Source organism: Shewanella frigidimarina (assembly GCF_003797125.1).
In the GTDB taxonomy this organism is placed as follows: domain Bacteria; phylum Pseudomonadota; class Gammaproteobacteria; order Enterobacterales; family Shewanellaceae; genus Shewanella; species Shewanella frigidimarina.
The window spans coordinates 108,335-127,370 of record NZ_RKKE01000007.1; the positions used below are offsets into that span (position 1 = coordinate 108,335).

Annotated in this window: 19 protein-coding genes; 10 read left to right on the forward strand and 9 right to left on the reverse strand. The window is 41.9% G+C overall.

Annotated features, from left to right (window positions below):
* Positions 1-5: 5 nt before the first annotated feature.
* From EGC86_RS17700 to EGC86_RS17720, 5 genes are all read right to left on the reverse strand, one after another.
* A complete protein-coding gene (locus EGC86_RS17700; protein ID WP_123778420.1) occupies positions 6-617 on the reverse strand; it encodes an SCO family protein in 612 nt (203 codons plus the stop codon).
* A 255-nt stretch (positions 618-872) separates the two neighbouring features.
* Entirely contained in the window at positions 873-1,466 is a 594-nt protein-coding gene (locus EGC86_RS17705) for an FMN-dependent NADH-azoreductase (RefSeq protein WP_123778421.1), read from the reverse strand.
* 153 nt (positions 1,467-1,619) lie between these two features.
* A complete protein-coding gene (locus tag EGC86_RS17710; protein ID WP_123778422.1) occupies positions 1,620-2,114 on the reverse strand; it encodes a thioesterase domain-containing protein in 495 nt (164 codons plus the stop codon).
* Positions 2,115-2,162: 48 nt separating this feature from the next.
* A complete protein-coding gene (gene dtd, locus EGC86_RS17715) occupies positions 2,163-2,600 on the reverse strand; it encodes a D-aminoacyl-tRNA deacylase (RefSeq protein ID WP_011635822.1) in 438 nt (145 codons plus the stop codon).
* A 147-nt stretch (positions 2,601-2,747) separates the two neighbouring features.
* Entirely contained in the window at positions 2,748-3,710 is a 963-nt protein-coding gene (locus EGC86_RS17720) for a virulence factor BrkB family protein (RefSeq protein ID WP_123778423.1), read from the reverse strand.
* Between the two features lie 105 nt (positions 3,711-3,815).
* On the opposite strand from EGC86_RS17720, the gene EGC86_RS17725 reads away from it, so the two are divergent.
* Both EGC86_RS17725 and EGC86_RS17730 read left to right on the forward strand, forming a co-directional pair.
* A complete protein-coding gene (locus tag EGC86_RS17725; protein WP_011635820.1) occupies positions 3,816-4,040 on the forward strand; it encodes a hypothetical protein in 225 nt (74 codons plus the stop codon).
* Between the two features lie 62 nt (positions 4,041-4,102).
* Entirely contained in the window at positions 4,103-4,750 is a 648-nt protein-coding gene (locus tag EGC86_RS17730; RefSeq protein WP_123778424.1) for a DUF2959 domain-containing protein, read from the forward strand.
* A gap of 115 nt (positions 4,751-4,865) precedes the next feature.
* Here the strand turns inward: EGC86_RS17730 and EGC86_RS17735 are convergent, their stop codons facing one another.
* The 4 genes from EGC86_RS17735 to glnA form a co-directional block, all read right to left on the reverse strand.
* Positions 4,866-5,336, reverse strand: a complete 471-nt coding sequence (locus EGC86_RS17735) for an Lrp/AsnC family transcriptional regulator (protein WP_011635818.1) — start codon at positions 5,334-5,336, stop codon at positions 4,866-4,868.
* Between the two features lie 192 nt (positions 5,337-5,528).
* Complete coding sequence (locus tag EGC86_RS21170) at positions 5,529-6,068, reverse strand: type II secretion system protein (RefSeq protein WP_165872449.1); 540 nt, start codon at positions 6,066-6,068, stop codon at positions 5,529-5,531.
* A 53-nt stretch (positions 6,069-6,121) separates the two neighbouring features.
* Positions 6,122-7,705 carry a sensor domain-containing diguanylate cyclase gene (locus EGC86_RS17745; protein WP_123778426.1) on the reverse strand — a complete coding sequence of 528 codons (1,584 nt, stop codon included), beginning with the start codon at positions 7,703-7,705 and terminating at the stop codon, positions 6,122-6,124.
* 242 nt (positions 7,706-7,947) lie between these two features.
* Positions 7,948-9,357: a glutamate--ammonia ligase gene (gene glnA / locus EGC86_RS17750; RefSeq protein WP_011635815.1), complete on the reverse strand. Its 1,410-nt coding sequence runs from the start codon at positions 9,355-9,357 to the stop codon at positions 7,948-7,950.
* Between the two features lie 480 nt (positions 9,358-9,837).
* On the opposite strand from glnA, the gene typA reads away from it, so the two are divergent.
* The 8 genes from typA (at position 9,838) to EGC86_RS17790 (ending at position 19,024) form a co-directional block, all read left to right on the forward strand.
* The gene (gene typA, locus EGC86_RS17755; protein WP_011635814.1) at positions 9,838-11,649 is read left to right on the forward strand and encodes a translational GTPase TypA; all 1,812 of its coding nucleotides are present in this window, start codon (positions 9,838-9,840) and stop codon (positions 11,647-11,649) included.
* 371 nt (positions 11,650-12,020) lie between these two features.
* Positions 12,021-12,332 (forward strand): pyrimidine/purine nucleoside phosphorylase, encoded by a 312-nt coding sequence (gene ppnP, locus EGC86_RS17760; protein WP_011635813.1) that lies wholly within the window; start codon positions 12,021-12,023, stop codon positions 12,330-12,332.
* Positions 12,333-12,463: 131 nt separating this feature from the next.
* The gene (locus EGC86_RS17765) at positions 12,464-12,988 is read left to right on the forward strand and encodes a DUF4124 domain-containing protein (RefSeq protein WP_123778427.1); all 525 of its coding nucleotides are present in this window, start codon (positions 12,464-12,466) and stop codon (positions 12,986-12,988) included.
* Between the two features lie 139 nt (positions 12,989-13,127).
* Positions 13,128-14,165 carry a nitrogen regulation protein NR(II) gene (gene glnL, locus EGC86_RS17770; RefSeq protein WP_123778428.1) on the forward strand — a complete coding sequence of 346 codons (1,038 nt, stop codon included), beginning with the start codon at positions 13,128-13,130 and terminating at the stop codon, positions 14,163-14,165.
* A 36-nt stretch (positions 14,166-14,201) separates the two neighbouring features.
* A complete protein-coding gene (gene glnG / locus EGC86_RS17775; RefSeq protein ID WP_123778429.1) occupies positions 14,202-15,614 on the forward strand; it encodes a nitrogen regulation protein NR(I) in 1,413 nt (470 codons plus the stop codon).
* A gap of 1,112 nt (positions 15,615-16,726) precedes the next feature.
* On the forward strand, positions 16,727-17,701 hold the full coding sequence (locus EGC86_RS17780; RefSeq protein ID WP_123778430.1) for a thiamine pyrophosphate-dependent dehydrogenase E1 component subunit alpha: 975 nt from the start codon (positions 16,727-16,729) through the stop codon (positions 17,699-17,701).
* A gap of 13 nt (positions 17,702-17,714) precedes the next feature.
* Positions 17,715-18,725, forward strand: a complete 1,011-nt coding sequence (locus EGC86_RS17785) for an alpha-ketoacid dehydrogenase subunit beta (protein ID WP_011635808.1) — start codon at positions 17,715-17,717, stop codon at positions 18,723-18,725.
* Complete coding sequence (locus EGC86_RS17790) at positions 18,725-19,024, forward strand: biotin/lipoyl-containing protein (RefSeq protein WP_123778431.1); 300 nt, start codon at positions 18,725-18,727, stop codon at positions 19,022-19,024. Before EGC86_RS17785 ends, EGC86_RS17790 begins: the two co-directional genes overlap by 1 nt.
* Positions 19,025-19,036: the final 12 nt, after the last annotated feature.

The following is a 19,036-nucleotide window of genomic DNA, read 5'->3' on the forward strand; positions in this document are numbered from 1 at the left end:
TAAACCTAAAGTTGAGATGAAATAATATGGTTAAGATCAATCAACATCTTGGATATTGAAAGTTGTTTAGCCGTATAAATACGTTCGATTTGTCCATTTGGGTTCAACAAAAATAGATTGCCAACATGATTGATGGTGGCGAGTTGCCGATTGATATTGTCCGATAAGCGCAATTCAAGTTGATGTAAACCTGACTTGGACAATGACGCACTGACAAAACGCGTAGAGCGTGCATCGATCACCGCTTGGCGCAAGGCTAATGTGTCGTTATCAGGGTCAATAGTCACAAATAGAAATTGAACCTCAGCTTTATTAAACGAAGCATCCTGCTCTATGCGTTGTTCAAGTTGATTTAATTGCTCAATACGTATTGGACAAATTTCTGAGCACGACAAAAAGCCCAAAAATAAATAGGTATACGTTCCCGCGGACGCAGGGTACTGGTGAACTTGTTGATTAACGTCTTGCCACCGAAAATGAATCTGTTGGCTATCACTAGTGGTAATTCCATAGCTCTGCGAACCTGAATCCCATTGATTAATCAACATCAATATAGGAACAAGACTCACAGCGAGCAGAATTAAAGCTGACGCGATGACAATTTTGTTTATTTTCATAAAATAGAAACAACAATATGACGGCTTTTCAACGATAAGCTTGAGGGCTTTTGGTAATGAATCTACATTTTGAAAAGTAAAGTTGGCATCAAACTAGATACTGATAATGAGGTTTATACGTGGCAAATTATGTTGTTGATCAACAAAATGACAAAAAATCACAAAATAAAAAACGCTTAATGCTCCTTTAAATATCAAAGGTGCATTAAACGTTTAGTTTTCAAACCAGCGACTTAACTTAAGCCGCTGTATTTATTAAAGTGTTATTGCATCGATAGCAAGCTTAGCTTGGCTAATGCCTGTTTCTGCTGCATCAGGACCCATATTTAATGCTTCTGCATAAATGGTTTCAACGTCGTTAATCCCAATAAAGCCCAACACAGTTGTTAAGTAAGGTACCACATGGTCTGTAGGGCCTCCTTTATGCGCTCCACCACGAGTAGTCACAATAATGGCACGCTTACCTTCGATTAAACCAACCGCTCCGATATCGGTGTAAGTAAACGTCACACCGGCACGGGCGATCAAATCGATCCAATTTTTTAACGTTGTCGGTATACCAAAGTTGTACATCGGCGCAGCGATAATAATGGTGTCATGAGCTTTAATTTCAGCGACTAATTCATCCGATAGCGCGAGTGCAGATAATTGACGTTCAGAAAGATTATCACCGCCGCGTAAACCTGAAGCTAGCTCACCATCTAACATTGGTAATGTATTTTCACCTAAATCACGCACTGTAATTTGCGCAACTTTACTGCTCCATTGTTGATGTAAATAATCAACTAATGCTGAAGACTGTGAATAACTGCCTAGAATGCTTGATTTTAAAATTAGTACTTTTGCCATTGTTAAGTCTCACCCATATGTTTGTTGGGTCATATGCTATGTGCCTGACCAATGCAGTTAGTATATTTGCCTATAAAAAAGAATAATAGCGCAATAATTTTGCAATTATATTCGATAAAATCGAAATATATTTACTTGTTCAACGCGCATATTTTAATCAACGCTAATATTTTTTGGCGGTAAAGACACAAATTGCCCGGTAAACGTAGCACACATAATGTCATCACAATATAACGCCACTTCTAAAGTGATTTTTACTCGTCGGCCTCGGTTTAATGGATTCAAATCAGTATAGGGCCAAATAACTTTGGCATAAGGCTGTTTAGTCACCGGTTTTAAATATCTGACTTTTGCATCAGCTAACACGATATCACCGTGAGCCTGTGACAATTGCTGTTGTAACCACACCATTCCCCAGCCGGTTAACGTCATTAAAGTATAAATGCTGCCAGCAAACATGGTGTGATGTAAATTAACGTTGGGCCCTAAAGGTGCTGTGACTTGTAGGCTATCGCCATTAAACAACACTGGTTTAATGTTCATAAATTGACTAACAGGAATCGTACTGTGCCAAGTTTCACACAAGGTCTGCAGTAAAGCTGTTACCTTGGCATCTGATTGCGCTTCTGTGAATGAAATATCAAGCATAACGGCATCCCTCCGATGATGACTGGTTAACCTCAGCTGACAATAGCCTTATACCTGCAAATTAAAGGTCACAGGGCCATCATTAACCAACTCAACCTGCATATCTGCACCAAATTGCCCCGTCTGTGTCATAACCCCTTGTTGGCGACAATACTCGACAAAAGCCAGATAAAGACGATCGGCTTGTTCTGGGGTTGCTGCGCACGAAAAACTGGGTCTTAAGCCTTTGCCAGTATCTGCAGCTAAGGTAAATTGTGACACCACCAATAATTGCCCACCGACTTGAGCCAGATTAAGATTCATTTTGCCATCTTCATCACTAAACACCCGATAATTAATGACTTTTGTAGCTAACTTAACCATTTTCTCAATATTATCTTCGCGCTCTATGCCTAGTAATACTAACAAGCCTTGGTCAATTTTGCCGACTATTGTATTGTCTACGGACACTGATGCACGTTTAACTCGTTGAATTAATGCAATCATAACTGCCTTAAAATATGTTTTTGAGTAGTCGTTATTCGATCCACAATATTGGTCGCCAATACATGGCGACCTTGTTTAGCTAAGGTTATTGGCGCGCACTCCTGTGGAACAGGCAGTAACGGAATCAATTAAATACATTCGTAATAGTTATGATTTATCAGACGGAACCGATTTATCAACCACGATAGGATCATGCACATTGTTGACATGCTCGTCTTCCATCTCAGCAAATATTTCCGCTTTTAGATCTTCCGCTATAACAGCCAAACTCTCCAGATACTCTGGTAAAGCGGCAGTAATTTCTGCCCCTAACAACACAATCATCCACGATAAATATACCCATACAAACAAAATGGGCACCACTGCCAGAGCGCCATAAATAGCTTCATAACTCGGAAACTGAGTGACATAAAACGCAAAACCTTTTTTACCTGCTTCAAATAATACCGCAGCAACAATTGCGCCTAATAAAGCATGCAAGAAATGCACTTTCTTATTTGGTACTACCATGTACAACAGTAATATCGATGCTGCAGAAAATATCAACGGCAAACGTTCAACAATCCATGGGACTAATCCAGATAATTCAGTACCTGCCACAACCTCTAATGACACAACATAGGACGTTGCTACTAAGCTTGCACCTATGAGAACAGGTCCCAGAGTCAACACCATCCAGTACATCGAAAATGACACCACGTATGAGCGTTTTTCGGTAATCCGCCAAATATTATTCAATGCTTTGTCGATAGCTGAAATCAGCATAATGGCAACAAATACTAAGGCGATAATACCGACAAAAGTGCCTTTAGATGCATTAGCGACAAATTCGTTAATATGCACTTGTACCGTATCACCCGCCGCAGGTATAAAATTATTATAAATAAAGCCTTCGATATTGCCGCGAATACCTTTAAACACCGGAAAGGCCGATAACATCGACATAGTGACAGCCAACATAGGCACCAGTGACAACAAGGTCACATAGGCCAAATGACCTGCTCGTATATTGATTTGGTCTTCAGCAAGCCGCTGTTTGAGATGGAGTAGAAACTGCCAAATCCCACTAAAAAAAGCCGTAATAGGGCTGTAATCAAACTTTTTGGGCATAATAATCCTTATTTCATACCACGTTAGTGGAGATAACATTTGTATTCAGTCACTAACTTCGTACAATGTTATAACATAATAGTCATCGAATAATGGAGCAAATTGATGTCACAACAAGGTTCGGCGGGTAATGTACTCGCAGCTGTCGCGAGCTTATTTTTCCCAGGCCTAGGCCAGCTTTTGCAAGGGCGTATATTAGCGGCTTTGTTATTCTTCTGCATTACTGCCGTTTGTTATTTCTTTTTTGTGTTGGTCATCCCAGCCATTATCGGTGGTTTATTCCATTTATGGAGCATTATCGATGCAGCAAAATTTAAATCAGGCAGTTAACTCACAAGGTAGTTAACTTCAACGAGGTACCTTTCGCCTCACACAATAAAAGAGACACATTGATGAAAAAATGGATATCACTGGCACTATTAAGTAGCAGTTTACTGTTGAGCGGTTGTCAAAGCGCCTATTACGGTGCAATGGAAAAAGTCGGCTATCACAAACGCGACATTATGGTCGATAGAGTGCAACAAGCAAAAGAGTCGCAAGAAGAAGCTCAAGAGCAATTTAGCTCTGCATTGGAAGAAATGCAGGCGCTTTTGGCATTTGATGGTGGCGATTTAGAAGATGCTTATAACAAAGCTAAAGATGAATATGAGTCTGCTCAATCTGCTGCTGATGAAGTTAGTCACCGCATCGAAAAAGTCGAAGATGTCGCGGATGCTTTATTTGATGAATGGCAAACTGAAATCGAAGAAATCAGCAAAGCCAGTTTACGCCGTAACAGCACCAGCAAGCTCAATGAAACCAAACGTTCATATAAAACGCTAGTCAGAAGTATGCGCCGTGCAGAAGCTAAAATGCCACCCATTTTAACCGCAATGAAAGATAATATGCTGTATTTAAAACATAACCTAAATGCGCAGGCTATTGGTGCCATTAAAGGTGAGTTTGCCAATTTACAGACAGATATCTCTAGCTTGATTAAAGAAATGAACAAATCGATTGCCGAATCGAACAAGTTTATAGCCTCAATGGAACAAGGTTAAACCTTACCTCCCCATGTCAACTAACGCCCTTAGCGGTAACCTATGCAGTCATAGTCTATGACGGCCTAGGTGCTGCTTTTGGGTATTTATATGTGCCTATTCTGTGTATTTATGCTTAGTCGATCGGCGACTGGTCCACAGGTAAAGCCGTACGGCTAAAGATTGGCTTCAAGACCACAGTGGTTTCAATGCTGGCGACAAACTTAAGGTTGCCAAGCGATTTCTTGATAAATTGTTCATAAGAAACCAAGTCTTTGGCGACGATTTTGAGCATGTAGTCATAAGCTCCGGTTACCACAGCGCATTCCATCACTTGAGGTAATTGTGCCATGGTTGATTCAAATAACGCGGTCGATTGATCAGTATGTTCCGTTAAACGTATCGATGTATAAACAACAACATTTAAGCCCACTTTAAAGGGATCAACTTGTGCACCATAGCCTAAAATCACTTTATCTTGTTCAAGCTTTTTAACTCGTCGTAAACAAGGAGTATCCGACATATTAACCTTATCGGCTAATTCAGAAACAGCCATCCGGCCCTGACGTTGTAAAATTTCTAATAGCTTGAGGTCTTTTTTATCCATTAAACAAATCGCTTTTTAGTGAGTGATTAACGGTATAAATATCATATTCCTGAGTGAATTCCTCTACAAATTTACGTTAATCACAAATATTTCAAGCAAATGGGCGCCGCAAAACAATAAAGGCCATAAAGTTAACATGGCATTTATCTAAAGAGGGTAACTTGAGGTGATGCTAGCGAAGAATAACAATACTTAACACTCGTCAATATCGACAACAACTAACGGTGACTCTCCTGCTGCCTGTGGTTGCGAATATCTAATTTCGCATTTATTGGCAGCATAATCTGCATTGGGACGAATACGTAATCCGCTTCGATTATTAACATCATAGGTTGTGATGTTAAATTCACCACCGCCACTGTTGTCGGCAATGTTAATCATTCTAACGATACCAGCTGAAGTATGACGCGGATATCCGTAAGCTAACGTTACTGATTGGCCTTGTACCATAATACTATTGCCCAAACCATTACTGGTCCCAGGGGCTGTTTCATCGCAACCTGCACTTATCACGCAAGCAGAATAAACCAAGATTTTACCGCTATTAATTGCTGCTGCAACGCCCTGCATACTACTCGCGCAAGCATTACTTTTTAAACCGATAAATTTTGGAGCAACCACAACAGCAAGGATGCCTAAAATAATAATCACTACCACAAGTTCTATTAAGCTAAAACCTTGCTGCTTACGCCACGACAAACGACCATGATTAAATGAGCTTGTATGTATCAATTTAGATATCCTGCAGCCGAATAAAAAATAACATTATTCCCTATTTTTAAATGTTAATCAGCCAGTATCACCTGAGATTTTCCGGCATGTTTAGCCTGATACATCGCAACATCTGCACGATGGATTAAGCTATCTGTATCGCTATCAACACCTTTATAAATGGCTGCACCAATACATGCACTAATGGTTAAAGAATATGTGCCTATTTGAAAGGGTTGTTTGATCAGTTCAAGAATACTGCTGGCAGTCGCCATAACAGTATCACCGTCTATATCATTAGGTAAAAGTAACACAAACTCATCACCACCATAACGGGCAAAAATTTCACTCGGGAACAAACGATGACTTACCTGTTGACCAATTTTGACTAACAAAGCATCGCCAATGCCGTGCCCGTAAGTATCATTAATGACTTTGAACCCATCAAGATCGATGAATAGGATAGAAAATGGCTGCTTCTTATCAAGTAAACGCTCAATAGCCTGCCTGATTGACAACCGATTAGCGAGTCCAGTAACCACATCATGATTAGCTAAATGTAACGCTTTAGTTTTGGCTATCACTAAATCAGCTGTACGATCTCTGACACGTTGAGATAACTCTTCACGGCTGTTGATCACCTCTTCTGACATTTGCTGAAAACTATCAAATAAGGCGACAAATTCTGTAGTTTCAATAGTTTGTTTGGGCAAATATTGCGGATAATGCTGTTGTTGCGGTAAACCTCGGGTCTTGTCGGTTAATATCGCAATAGGTCGTGTAATAAGGCCTGTCATCCACCAACTCAGCAACAAACACACTAGAAAAGACAAAAATGCGACCGAATAAATCATCTCAATCTCAGATTCAGCTCGCTCCACCAGCTCACTTAAGGGTTGTGGGATCATGACCCCCCAACCCGTTGTTGCTACCGTTGCATAAGCTGCAATCATATTTTGTAGTACTGCGGGTGAATAAAACTCCATCACACCACTGTGACCCGTCATCATTTGCTGGACTATGTTTAACTGACTTAAATTTTTGCTAGTTAATTGCCATTGTTGGTTAGGATGAGCCAGCACATTACCCTGGTGATCAACAATCGCGGCATGGCCTTGCTTACCAAACTTAACCGCGCTTTGAAGCTGAGAAATATACTCAGGGTTCATCACTGCCAGCCAAATACGCTGCAGGTGGTCTTGGCGAATGATATATAACGTGGGTTTGGCTAAGCCTTGTTTATGCACTTTGGTGAACTGACTCACCGCCAGTTGACTTAAATTAAAGGGATTTTCAGTCGTAACAAGCGACAATGGCTGGCGATTTTTCGGACCAAATAATACATTAACTAACTGACCATCAGTGTTGTACTCACCAATTGATTCAACATCAACATCTTTCAATAGCTCGACAAACTGCGGCGCTATTTGCTGCTGAACCACAGAGTCTGTTGCGCGAGTAAATATAGCTAATGCATCAATGCTGTAACGATCTAATGCTTGTGAAAGATTTTTAGCGAGCAACAGGTGCTTATCGTGAACGTTACGGTACTCATTATCTATCGCATTATTGCTGGTCCAAATCGCCAAACTAATAATCGGTACTAAAGCTACCAACGTCATTGCTATTAACAATAAATAGCGAAAAGACAATTTCATGTCGTTATAAGTCTCGTAATAATAGGTGTCTTCCGACCATTGGTAATAACTGAACAGATAATCATTTAGTCTTACAAATGGTACTTATTTTTCTGTGGGCAACACATTAGGCACATCTGTTTACAAAAGCAACAACGATGACAACTTAGTAACAATTTTATCTCTTTGGGATCAAAAAAAACCCGATAATCAATTATCGGGTTTTCTATTGGCTTGCTTGTTTAAGCAATTACGCTCAAGAATTACAAGCTGTAATACATTTCAAACTCAAGTGGGTGAGTAGTACGTGCAACACGTTCTGCTTCTGCCGTTTTAAGTTGGATATAAGACTGAATAAAGTCTTCGCTGAATACACCGCCTTTAGTTAAGAACTCATGGTCAGCCTGTAAATTTTCAAGTGCGTTTTCTAATGACGTCGCAACCTGTGGAATTTCAGCAGCTTCTTCAGCTGGTAAGTCATATAGATCTTTATCCATTGCTTCACCTGGGTGGATCTTGTTTTGAATACCATCAAGACCAGCCATTAGTAATGCAGCAAAACCTAAATATGGGTTTGCATGTGGATCAGGGAAACGCGCTTCGATACGACGGCCTTTAGGGCTTGGTACCACTGGAATACGAATTGAAGCACTGCGGTTACGTGCAGAATATGCAAGCATTACTGGCGCTTCAAAATGTGGCACTAAACGCTTGTAAGAGTTTGTGCTTGGGTTAGTGAACGCATTCAATGCACGGGCATGCTTAATAATGCCGCCAATGTAGTAAAGCGCTAGGTCACTTAAACCTGCATACTTGTCACCTGCGAATAAGTTAACGCCGTCTTTAGCTAAAGACTGATGCACGTGCATGCCGCTACCGTTGTCACCAACGATTGGTTTTGGCATAAATGTCGCTGTTTTACCATAAGCATGTGCCATGTTATGAACAACGTATTTTAGAATTTGAATTTCATCAGCTTTCTTAGTCAACGTATTGAAACGTGTTGCGATTTCGTTTTGACCCGCTGTTGCTACTTCGTGGTGATGCGCTTCAACTACTTGACCCATTTCTTCAAGTACTAAACACATTGCCGAACGTAAATCTTGTGAAGAATCAACTGGTGCAACTGGGAAATAACCACCTTTCACCATTGGACGGTGACCAGTGTTACCTTCTTCATAGCTCTTAGCTGAGTTCCATGATGCTTCTTTTGCGTCAATCTTCACGAAACAACCTGACATGTCAGTACCAAAACGGACATCGTCAAATAAGAAGAACTCTGGCTCTGGACCAATCAATACTGTGTCAGCAATACCAGTAGAAATTAGGTAAGCTTCAGCTTTCTTAGCAATAGAACGTGGGTCACGGTCATAACCTGTCATAGTACCAGGCTCTAAAATGTCACAACGAATAAGTGCTGTTGTTTCTTCAGTGAAAGGGTCTAACACGAAAGTGGTTGGATCTGGCATTAGCACCATGTCAGATTCATTAATGCCTTTCCAACCCACAATTGAAGAACCGTCAAACATTTTGCCGTCTTCAAAGAAATCTTCATCTACTTGATGAGAAGGAATAGAAACATGCTGCTCTTTACCTTTAGTGTCGGTAAAGCGTAAGTCTACAAACTTAACTTCTAACTCTACAAGTTGTTTTAAAACTGATTCAACTGACATTCTCAAGCCTCCGGTAGGGTAAAGGGTTGTCCCTTAAATAATCTTGCTATTCGCCAGATGATGCACCTGGAAAACGAATCTTTACATAATTATCAGCAGTAAAGCGATATTCATGCCAGATCGCTAACTAATTGATTTTATGAAGATGAGAAAGTTTCCAAATCTTCTAAATCATAACCTTGCACCAACCTCGTGCATCACTATGTTTCATCATGGTGCAAAAGTCCATAATGGTGCGTCATGTTAATGTTGCTGTTTTAGCCAATGTCACATTTTTGTCTTACATCATGGTTATGCTTAATATATATACGTTTTATGCTGTTTTTTAACGCATAGCAAGCAATAGATTTACAAGTGTTCAAAAATAATCCTATCTACAAAAGCTGCTGTGAAGTAGAATGGCACGCTTTTTTACAGTAGCTATAATCTATAACTACTGTTAGATCCTTTTTTTTTATTTGCTGGTTTAGAGGTTTATCCGTGCTAGAGAATTTACGTAACATCGCCATTATTGCCCACGTTGACCATGGCAAAACAACCCTGGTTGACAAAATGTTGGCGCAGTCAGGAACCCTTGCATCTCGTGGAGAAGCTACTGAGCGGGTTATGGATTCTAACGATCTTGAAAAAGAACGTGGGATCACCATTCTGGCAAAGAACACTGCCATCCAGTGGAACGACTACCGTATTAATATCGTAGATACTCCTGGCCACGCCGATTTCGGTGGTGAAGTTGAACGCGTTCTATCTATGGTTGACTCAGTATTACTATTGGTTGATGCAGTTGATGGCCCAATGCCACAAACTCGCTTTGTAACCAAGAAAGCATTCGCTCAAGGCCTTAAGCCAATTGTTGTTATCAACAAAATTGACCGTCCAAGTGCTCGTCCAGATTGGGTTATTGACCAAGTATTCGATTTATTCGTTAACTTAGGTGCCACTGACGAACAACTAGATTTCCCAATCGTTTACGCTTCGGCATTAAATGGTTTTGCAACGTTAGATCCAGATGTAGCGAGCGATGATATGACGCCGCTATTCCAAACTATCGTTGAGAAAGTTGCTTTCCCAGACGCTGATGCTGAAGCGCCATTCCAAATGCAAATCTCTCAAATCGATTATAACTCATACGTGGGTGTTATCGGTATTGGCCGTATTACCCGTGGTAGCGTTAAAACTAACCAACAAGTGACTATTATTGGCGCTGACGGTAAGACTCGTAACGGAAAAATGGGCCAAGTATTAGGTTACATGGGTCTTGACCGTACAGAAGTGCCAATTGCAAATGCTGGTGATATCGTTGCTATTACAGGTTTAGGCGAGCTTAAAATCTCTGACACTATCTGTGCAGTGAATGCAGTAGAAGCTATGCCACCGTTAACTGTTGATGAACCAACGCTAACGATGACATTCCAAGTAAACACTTCTCCGTTCGCGGGTAAAGAAGGTAAGTACGTTACTTCACGTAACATTCTTGAACGTTTACAGACTGAATTAGTTCACAACGTAGCACTTCGCGTTGAAGAAACAGAAAGTCCAGACCGTTTCCGCGTATCAGGTCGTGGTGAATTACACTTATCGATTTTAATTGAAAACATGCGTCGTGAAGGTTATGAATTAGCCGTATCTCGTCCAGAAGTTATTCTAAAAACAATCGATGGTGAGCTACATGAACCATACGAAACTGTAACAGTTGACGTTGAAGAAGAGCATCAAGGTACCGTAATTGAAAAATTAGGTGTTCGTAAAGGCGAAATGAAAGACATGCAGCTTGATGGTAAAGGTCGAGTACGTATCGACTTCGTTATCCCGAGCCGTGGCTTAATTGGTTTCCAAACCGAATTCTTAACTGCTACATCTGGTACTGGTCTAATTTATCATTCATTTGATCACTACGGTCCACACAAAGGTGGCGATATTGGTCAACGTGCTAACGGCGTATTGATTTCAAACGCAACAGGTAAAGCACTAACATTCGCTCTATTTGCTTTGCAAGACCGTGGTCGTATGTTTATTGGTCACGCTGCTGAAGTGTATGAAGGTCAAGTAGTGGGTATTCATGCTCGCTCTAACGATTTGACAGTAAACTGTTTGAAAGGTAAACAGCTAACTAACATGCGCGCATCTGGTACTGATGAAGCACAAGTATTGACTACACCAATTAACTTAACGCTTGAGCAAGCTCTTGAATTCATCGATGATGATGAATTAGTTGAAGTAACTCCTAAGAACATCCGTGTTCGTAAGAGATTCTTAACTGAAAACGAACGTAAGCGTAATAACCGCGGTTAATTACCATCAATGAGTGGCAAATTACATTTGCGACTCATTGAGACCTAAAAAGCCCAGATGCATGCATCTGGGCTTTTTGTTGCCTTGTCTATACAGGCTAAAAGCGAAAGGCCTAGTACGCTCCGCGGCTAGAGGCTATAAAGTCAACAGCTTAGCAGCGAAGCTGTCTCTATCCCTGAGATGCAAGCGGTGACGAGCGATAACAAGCCAAGAGCCTAGGTGCTAGACTGCACGCAGCGTTCGCTTATTATCGTTTCTGAAGCTGTCTCTAGCAGCGAAGCGATGCTAGTGATACAACATGAAAACATTTAACTAGATATTTTACGTAAACGCAGATAGATTCATGCCAAGATCATTTTTAGGGAGAATATATGAGTATGTTACAACAGGTAAGCGTCGCTAAAAAAGCCAATGTGTATTTTAACGGTAAAGTGATAAGCAGAAGCGTAGTATTAGCTGATGGTAGTAAACAAACTTTTGGCGTTGTATTGCCTGGTGAATATGAGTTCTCAACGGCTCAAGGTGAAATAATGCAGGTTATTTCCGGCAAATTTGACGTGTTATTACCGGGTAAAACAGAGTGGGTTGCATATGCTGAAGCAAGCCAATTTGAACTTGCACCAAATGTGAGCTTTAGTATTCGAACAGATCAAATTTCAGAATACTGCTGCCAATACATATAGTTTTCTTGCACCTTAATAAACAATAGCGACCTAACAGTGCCGCTTCAATTCAGCTTAACTAAATCAGTTTAAGCTGATTTTTTTTATAAAAACGTCTACTCTATTAAAACTGTCGTTTTATGGAGTGCATCATGCGCCTTATCATACTTATTAGTTTGCTATTATTGAGCGCCCAAAGTGTTGCTACCGTATACCGTTGGGTAGATGAAAATGGCAAAGTTCATTACTCGGATGAACAAAAAAATAATGCCGAAGCTGTTGAATTAAATGAAAACACCCAAAATAACATGACGATTAACACCCCAACAAAAATCAATGTTACTCCAACAACAGAAGCATCAATTAATTACACGATTTCGATAACCTCTCCACAAGAAGAAGCTACTGTGCGTGACAATAACGGCGCATTTACCGTGTCAGTGAGCGTCAGCCCTCAACTACCTCGTGGCGTGCTAATGACATTATTAGTCGATGGAGTTATCACAGCCCCTGCTCAAGTATCGAATATATTCCAATTAACAGGCATTAATAGAGGTGAACACTCACTGGTTGTTAACGCTGTAACACAAAGCGGCAAAGTCCTTGCATCAAGCTCTCCTAGAAAGATATTCCTTCACCAAGCATCTGTATTTGGACCAGCAAAAAAGTCTAAATAATTAAGATAAAAACTATTTTATTCATTCACTTATAAATTTGTAGGTGATCTTTTATCTTATAAAGAGCTTGTGTGTTCCGGGTTGTGATATGCACCAAATTGGTGCATTATAATGGTGCAACCCAATACTAGGACGGCTAATGGACACAAATAACCTTCTCAATCACTTAGTCACCGCAGTGCTCGTTATTAATAACGAGCTCAAGCCGAGCTATGCTAATGCCGCGGCCGCACAATTATTGGGAGTAGGTAACTATAAGCTGCTTGAACAAACGCTTCCCGAGCTCTATCAACTGATGGGAGTTGAGCCACAATTACTCCGCGATGCGATTAATGCTGGCCAAGGACTTACAGTGAATACCGCAGCATTAATTACCCTAGACGGCCAACATCACACCATTGATATTACCTTGGTGCCTATTGAAAATGACAATAACCTCAGCATCTTAGAATTACGCCAAGTAGACCAACAACGCCGTATTCATCAGCAGCTTAATATGGACGCCCAACAGCAAGCAGCACAGTTTTTGGTGCGTAACTTAGCTCATGAAATTAAAAACCCACTGGGCGGGCTTCGAGGCGCTGCGCAATTGTTATCTCGAGAACTCGACTCACCTGAGTTAAAAGAATTTACCAGCCTGATTATCGAACAGGCTGATAGATTACGAAATTTAGTCGACCGCTTGCTTGGCCCACAACGACCAACGCAACATACTGAACACAATATTCATCAAGTGATTCAAAAAGTGCTTAAGCTCGTTGAAATGGCACTGCCAGACAATATCAGCTTAAAACGAGATTACGATCCATCGATTCCTGATATTCAGATGGATCCAGATCAAATGCAGCAGGCCGTATTGAATATTGTACAAAATGCGATACAAGCTTTAGAACATTGTGGTGGCGATATTGTCATTCGCACTCGCACTCAACATCAAGTCACCATTGGAACACAGCGCTATAAAGTGGTACTCGCCTTATCCATTATTGATAACGGCCCCGGTATTCCTGCTGAGTTAATGGATACCCTTTTCTACCCTATGGTCACCGGTCGTGACGAAGGCTCAGGGTTAGGATTATCCATTGCACATAACATTGCCCGATTACACGGCGGTCGCATTGATTGTGTTTCGGCACCAGGGCATACCGAATTTATTATTAACCTGCCATTACAATAACTAGCATGCCCTTTGTAGGCAGAATGAGGTAGTAACATGAACATTAGTGAACAAGTTTGGATCCTCGATGATGATAGTTCAATCCGTTGGGTACTCGAAAAAGCCCTTAAAGGCGCATCACTGTCAACGGCTAGTTTTGCTGCTGCAGAATCCTTGTGGCAAGCTTTAGAAGCATCACAACCTCAAGTCATCGTGTCTGACATCCGCATGCCTGGGACTGACGGCTTAACCTTACTAGATCGCTTACAACTGCATTATCCGCATATTCCAGTGATCATCATGACCGCCCACTCAGACTTAGACAGTGCGGTGAGCGCATATCAAGCAGGTGCATTTGAATACCTACCAAAACCATTTGATATTGATGAAGCGATTAATTTAGTTGAACGCGCACTCACACATGCAACAGAGCAAGCACCACAACCTGTGATTGATACCACCATAAAAACCCCTGAAATTATTGGTGAAGCCCCGGCAATGCAAGAAGTGTTTCGTGCCATTGGTCGATTATCTCGCTCATCAATTAGTGTGCTTATCAATGGTCAATCTGGTACCGGTAAAGAATTAGTCGCTGGCGCATTGCACAAACACAGCCCTCGTAAGGACAAGCCCTTTATTGCATTAAATATGGCTGCTATCCCAAAAGATTTGATTGAATCTGAACTCTTTGGCCATGAAAAAGGCGCCTTTACTGGTGCCGCCAATGTGCGCCAAGGCCGTTTTGAACAAGCCAATGGTGGCACGCTATTTTTAGATGAAATTGGTGATATGCCAATCGATGTGCAAACGCGATTATTACGAGTACTTGCCGACGGTCAGTTCTATCGTGTCGGCGGTCATCAAGCTGTGCAAGTTGATGTACGAATTATTGCTGCGACGCATCAAAATCTTGAGGTGCAGGTGCAAAAAGGCACCTTCCGCGAAGATTTATTTCATCGCCTCAATGTGATCAGAGTGCACTTACCGCCGTTATCGCAACGCCGTGAAGACATTGCCCAACTCGCCAACCACTTTTTAAACACGGCTGCGAAAGAGATTGGCGTTGAACCCAAAATACTCACCAAAGAAACAGCCGTAAAGTTGGCTAATTTACCTTGGCCGGGCAATGTTCGCCAACTTGAGAATACTTGTCGTTGGTTAACAGTGATGGCGTCCGGACAAGAAATTTTACCGCAAGATTTACCACCAGAATTGCTTAAAGACCCAGTTGCAACCCAGCAGAAAAAGGCTGGAGCAAGTGACTGGCAAACCGCACTCACTGATTGGATTGATGAAAAGCTGGCTGCAGGTGAAAGTGATTTGCTCACTGAAGTGCAACCTGAATTTGAACGTATTTTACTTGAAACAGCACTAAGACATACTCAAGGCCATAAACAAGAAGCCGCTAAACGCCTAGGTTGGGGCCGCAACACCCTAACGCGTAAATTGAAAGAACTGTCGATGGATTAACCATTAACATTAGCCATCAACTTTAGTCATCATATTGGCAGTAATGCTTGTGTTGGATTAAGGTTTGTTATGTTTTATTCACTTAACAAAACCTTAATCCAACACAGAATAAACCTTGAATCTCAAACAGCCATTTTTCATCAGGCTATACTGAATTATCAACTAATAAATTAAGTGTCATCACACAAATACATATCCGACATCCACTCAATAATCATCATAATTCTCGTAATCATGGCCCATTAACTTCGCCACTCAATTACTATGAACAAAGCCAAACACACGACTCAAACAATACCCTCAAACAGTATTTTCTCTACACATTACCTTCCAATAGTGAGTGGTTTTAATATCCCAGCCATATTCTGTCCCCAGTTATATTCTTAATTATGTTCAGAGCTATTTCAGAGTGATGCTCAACGTAATCCCCAAAATGATGCCAATAACATACCTGTTCAAATATTAACCAAAGTTGATGCGGATCAAATTTTATTCGCAGTACAGGAATATACTGATACTTGTGTGCTGAGATTCTCCTTTAATTAGGAAGGTAGAAATCATGGACTTGCCGCAAACAGTTATTTCCCCTAAAACCGTCGGGGATCCGCTCTATTACGAAGCTATCGTCTTCGGTCGCTTTACGCGTCAACTTTGCGCGTTAGATGACAAAAAAAGCTATATGTCCTCTAGCAACATGACCCACACCATTTCAGTATCCACATTGAGTGACCAAGCATGGAAAAAGATGACATCAACGTCAACTTTGAACACATCATGCTACGCGTTGAGGTTACAACGTCATCACAGGCAAGGGAAACAACATGGTGTATGCCATATTATTCAATTCATTATGGTAAATACACTCGCCCTTTCATCCTTTGAAAAAATGTCATCCCTTACGGACTTAATACGGCATTTAAAGACGACGTTCTTCCTCTCAACATTCCGAACCAGAAAGCCGCTAAAGAAATGACCCGTACTGCGATTAAGTGAGGCTTCACGGTAGATATGTAGCACTTTCACTGCCTACCTGAATGACTGTTTTACTTGTTTTGACCAGCACTAAATGGACTTCTTAGCCTTCTGTGGTTTTTATTTTGGAGGAAAGACAAATGCATATTGATCGCGAACAATTACTGGAAGCGTACCGACAAATGCGCACCATACGAGAATTTGAAGAGCGTCTGCACAAAGAATTCACCACAGGACAAATACCTGGATTTGTTCACCTATATGCTGGTGAAGAAACCTCAGCTGTAGCCGTGTGTCAGCAATTAAATAATGAAGACCACATTGCCAGTACCCATCGCGGCCATGGCCATTGCATTGCAAAAGGTTGTGATGTGATGGGGATGATGAAAGAAATCTACGGCCGCGCAGAGGGGTTATGCGCAGGCAAAGGCGGCTCCATGCACATTGCTGATTTAGACAAAGGCATGCTTGGTGCTAATGGGATTGTCGGTGGTGGTGGCCCATTAGCCTGTGGCGCAGCCTTGTCTTCTAAGGTACGTGGCACCGATGGGGTTGCAGTCGCCTTTTTTGGCGACGGCGCGTTTAATCAAGGCACCATACTTGAATCGATGAACTTTGCTTCGGTTAATCAATTACCAGTGCTATTTGTATTGGAAGATAACGGTTATGCCGAATCCACCGCCAGTGCTTGGTCCATGGGAGGCCATGATCCTGTTGCTAGAGCCGCGGGATTTGGGATAAAAGGAAAAAAGGTCGACGGACATGATTACTTTGCCGTTTACCGCGCAGCCAAAGAAGCCGTTGATGCGATGCGATCAGGCCTTGGTCCACGCTTTATTGCCATTGAATTTACTCGTTATTACGGACACTTTGAAGGTGACGCCACCACCTATCGCCCTCCAGGTGAAGTCCGCGACGAACGTACTTACCTCGATGCGTTAAAATTTTTCCGCGCTAGGGTCACGGGTGGTGAAATGCTAACCGTAGTTGAGCTAGATGCCATCGATGATGAGGTCAAAACACTCATTGATGCTGCCGTCGATGAAGCTAAAGCCGCTGAAATACCTAATATCGACCAACTCACCACTGACGTTTACGCCAATTACTCATTATGATTTGGGGGAAGTTATGTCTATAAAATCTTTTAGAGAAGCACTCAACGAAGGCATGCGTGACGCCATGCTAGAAGATCCGTCAGTCATACTATTAGGCGAAGATATTGCCGGTGGCTTAGGTGCAGCTGGACAACAAGATGCTTGGGGCGGTGTACTAGGCGCAACTCATGGCTTAATGACGGAGTTTGGTCGTGACCGTGTATTTGATACTCCCATCAGCGAAAGCGCATTTATTGGTGCCGCTGCTGGTGCTGCTGCAACGGGATTAAGGCCTGTTGCTCAGCTTATGTTTGTTGATTTTTTTGGCGTTTGTGGAGATCAAATCATCAACCAAATGGCTAAATTTCGCTATATGTTCGGCGGAAAAGCAACAACACCAGTGGTTGTAAGAACCTTATATGGGGCTGGCACAGGAGCCGCAAGCCAACATAGTCAATGTCTGTATCCTATTTTCACCCATATTCCCGGCTTAAAAGTGGTTATTCCATCTTCACCCTATGAAGCCAAAGGGCTGATGTTACAAGCCATTCGTGATGATGACCCGGTGATATTTTTTGAACATAAAGCCATGTTCAACGATAAGGGCGAAGTGCCAGATGAACCCTACGTCATTCCATTTGGTCAAGCCCGTACTGTGCGTGAAGGTCGTGATGTCACCATCGTAGCCATTGGTCGTATGGTTGGTTTTGCTAGCAAAGCAGCTGATGCATTAGCCCAAGCTGGTATCGAATGTACCATTATCGATCCTCGCACCACGTCACCGCTTGATGAGAAGGCAATATTAGCGTCGGTTGAACAGACTGGCCGGCTAGTAGTAGTTGATGAAGCCAGCCCTCGTTGTGGGATGGCAGCAGATATCAGTTCAATTGTGGCTGAATACGCATTCTCAGCGCTAAAAGCCCCGATTAAACGGGTTATGCCACCACACTCTCCGGTGCCGTTTGCACCGAATCTTGAACAAGCTTACATCCCTAGCGTTGCAGATATTGAAATTGCAGTGCAAGCAGTAATGAGGAAACACTAATGGCCAACAATATTAATGCCATCACAATGCCAAAATTTGGTCTCACGATGGAAAAAGGCAGCGTCTCAGCTTGGCATGTTGAGGTTGGCAAAACGGTCGCAGTGGGTGATGAGATTGCCGATATTGAAACCGAAAAGGTCACCTCAGCATACGAATCACCGATAGCCGGAACATGGCGGCGTAGTGTTGCCTCTGTCGGTGATGAGCTTCCAATTGGCTCACTTATTGGTGTGATGGCATCTCCCGAGGTTGATGATGCACAAATAGACAGTTTCATTGCCAAATTCACACCAACTTAATAGGACAACACC